Here is a 1,972-nt window from a genome sequence, read left to right on the forward strand (position 1 = left end):
GCTGGATCGAATTGATGATCGGAACCGAATTTTCCAGTTAATAATCCTTGAGCTAGAGACGAATACGCAAGAATTGAAATCTTGTTTTCAACGCAGTAAGGCATGGCATCCTTTTCCACCCAACGCCAAAACAGGGAATACGGCGGTTGCAAACTATCGATGCGTCCATACTGGGCAGCTTCTTCCAACTGGGCGCGGGAGAAATTAGAAACGCCAATTGCCCGAATTTTACCTTGTTCCTTCAGGTGGTTAAGGGCGTTCATGGTTTCTTCAATGGGGACTATTTCGCTTTTAAACACTCCAGAGGGCCAGTGAATTTGGTATAGGTCGATATAGTCGGTTTTCAGGTTTTTGAGAGAGCGATCGCACGCTTCAATCACTTGGTCATACTTGAGATGATTGGCAAAAACCTTGGTTGCATAAACCGCTTGGTCGCGCACATCTGATAGCGCTTGGGCGACAATCTGCTCAGAATGCCCCTCGCCGTAGACTTCAGCGGTGTCAACTGTAGTGATACCGGCATCAAATGCCACCCGGATTGCTTTTATCGTGTCGGCGTCTTCAATTCCCACCCACATCCTTTTGCCAGCTTGCCATGTACCCATGACAATCGGAGAGATTTGAATGTCAGAAGTGCCTAAGTGTCGTTTTTCCATGCGTCAATCCTGGTTTATCGGCTTCTGTCTTCATATTAGGCAACACTTGGGAAGGGGGACGCGATCGCTTGCTTCGTTTTCAACATCAAATCAAATCAGCATCAAAGTAACGATGTTAACTGACCTGTCGTGTGGTCGCTGTTAGCCTGGGATTAGAATATCCGAGACTTATGCAATCCACGACGACCACCAAAACCACGCCTCACGCCCTCAAAGAATGGGCGGTTGCTGTCGATGCCTTAGAACAAGGCAAAACGATTATGCTGCTACGCAAAGGCGGCATCCGCGAGGAAAACAACCGCTTCACCGTTGCCGAAACAGAAGTTTTGCTCTACCCGACTTATGAACATCAACAGCCCGATTTGCTGAAAGCGGAATATTCCAATCTGGTGCAACCCGTCGCCTCCGGTTGGCATCCAGAAACCATCCGAATCGGTGCTTGGGCTGAAATTACTGATATTTTGCCAGTGAGTGAAGAATCAGCGGTGAGAGGGCTGCTACCGTACCATATTTGGAACGAGCAATTTGTCAGCGATCGCCTCAAATGGAAGCCGCGTCAGCCGATTTATGTGCTGCTACTACGCACTTACAAACTGATTCAAGCGCAGATTATCGCTTACCGCCCGGAATATGGAGGTTGCAAGTCGTGGATCGATCTTGCAAGCGCGATCGCAATTGAGGATGCAAAACCTGTTTTAGATGATGCAGAATATGCCCAGCAAGTCACAACAATTCGGCAAATAGCTAATTGGTGAGAGGTATTCCATTATCCGCTATGTCAAATCTGGTTAATTCGCCGTAATTCTCCGGAACCCCACCCCGCCATGTCCTGCGGCTCCGGCTCCCCTCCTCGCAAGCGGGGAGGGGCTGGGGGTGGGGTTCTTTTATTATGGAAACCGGACAGATTACCCATTACCAGAAATTGGGTGCGTCAGCGGTAACTCTAAAGTAAACGTTATCTCTTCAGAAGCACTCCTGACTCGAAGAATGCCACCTAAATGTTGGGTGAGTTTCTGCACCAGCGCTAATCCTAAACCAGTTCCGCCCTGCTTCCAGCGATCGGCACGGGGAATGCGGTAGAACTTGTCAAAAATGCGGGGTAGCTCATCAGGCGGAATCTCGACCCCAGAGTTGCTCACCTTGATTTGCATCATTGCCGAAGCGGCACGGACTGTTACTGTAATGCGTTCTCCTGGTGGGGTGTACTTGCACGCATTATTGAGCAACTCTGTCAAAATTCGCTCCACACTGGCTAATTCCGAGACTAGGGTGGGCAAGTTTGAGGGAATATCAACCTGTAAGATTTGTTCGCGTTC

General features: G+C 49.1%; 3 protein-coding genes. 1 reads left to right on the forward strand and 2 read right to left on the reverse strand.

Annotated features, from left to right (window positions below; all coding sequences use genetic code 11):
• Window positions 1–656: aldo/keto reductase (locus H6F50_RS00100; RefSeq protein WP_190424914.1), on the reverse strand; the 656-nt coding region annotated here is incomplete at its 3' end.
• Window positions 657–826: 170 nt separating this feature from the next.
• Between H6F50_RS00100 and H6F50_RS00105 the strand changes: the two genes are divergently transcribed.
• Window positions 827–1,411, forward strand: coding sequence for a DUF1802 family protein (locus H6F50_RS00105; protein WP_190424916.1), 585 nt, complete (start codon window positions 827–829; stop codon window positions 1,409–1,411).
• Between the two features lie 150 nt (window positions 1,412–1,561).
• Here the strand turns inward: H6F50_RS00105 and H6F50_RS00110 are convergent.
• Window positions 1,562–1,972 (reverse strand): ATP-binding protein (locus H6F50_RS00110; RefSeq protein ID WP_190424919.1); only part of this gene is annotated, 411 nt, incomplete at its 5' end.

The organism is Coleofasciculus sp. FACHB-712 (assembly GCF_014695635.1).
Taxonomy (GTDB): Bacteria; Cyanobacteriota; Cyanobacteriia; order Cyanobacteriales; family FACHB-T130; genus FACHB-T130.